The organism is Actinotalea sp. C106, assembly GCF_023630195.1.
Lineage (GTDB): Bacteria > Actinomycetota > Actinomycetes > Actinomycetales > Cellulomonadaceae > Actinotalea.
In genome coordinates, this window is sequence record NZ_JALPKN010000569.1 from 1 (window position 1) to 856 (window position 856).

Annotated in this window: 1 protein-coding gene; it reads left to right on the plus strand. The window is 77.8% G+C overall.

The window, feature by feature from the left end:
* Window positions 1-283 precede the first annotated feature (283 nt).
* Window positions 284-856 (plus strand): helix-turn-helix domain-containing protein (locus tag L0B03_RS18540; RefSeq protein WP_250448574.1); only part of this gene is annotated, 573 nt, incomplete at its 3' end.

Here is an 856-nt window from a genome sequence, read left to right on the forward strand (position 1 = left end):
CGGGGTGCTCGAGCAGCAGCGCGGCCCGGGCCGACACCCACCGCGCGTGCCCGACGGCGGCCGACGGCGCCTCCCGGACGCTGCGGTAGATCTCGGCGACCTGGCGGCGCCAGTCGAGCACGTCCCACGGGGTGAAGGTCATCCGGGGATGCTAGGCGCGCACCCGCCCCGGCGCGCGTCCTCCGTGCCCGTGCACCGCGCGGGCCCTCCGTGGCCGGACCTGGACCCAGGATGGCCGGAACCGGAGTGCCCACACGCCCCGCGGCTCCGTAGCCTCATCCCCATGACCACCGACCCGACCGCGGCCCCCACCGCACCCCCAGGCTTGGACCGCGTCGTCCGGGCCTGCCGCGCCATGGTCGAGGCCGGTGGCCCGCTCCCCACGGCCGAGCTCGCCGAGCTGACGGGCTGCAGCGAGCGCCAGCTCGTCCGCCTCTTCACCGCCCACGCGGGCACGACGCCGCGGGCCTTCGGTCAGGCGGTGCGCGCGGGCGAGGTGCGACGGCTGCTGCGCGAGCACGAGCAGGTCACCGAGGCGATCTTCGCGGCGGGCTTCGGCTCGGTCCGCTCCTTCTACGAGACGGCGAGCCCCACCCTGGGCATGAACCCGCGCCAGTACGCCACGGGCGCCCGGGGCCAGGCCCTGCGCTGGACCACCGCGGACACCGACCTCGGCCAGGTGCTCGCCGTCGCGGGGGACCTCGGGCTCGCGGCCGTGCGCATCGGGCCCGACGTCGGCCCCCTCCTCGAGCAGGTGCGGCAGGAGTTCCCGGCGGGGCAGGTGGAGCAGGACGGCGCAGGGCTGGGCCGGCTCGGCGTCGGCCTCCGGGCCCCGTCCCACGGCGACAGCCCGGGG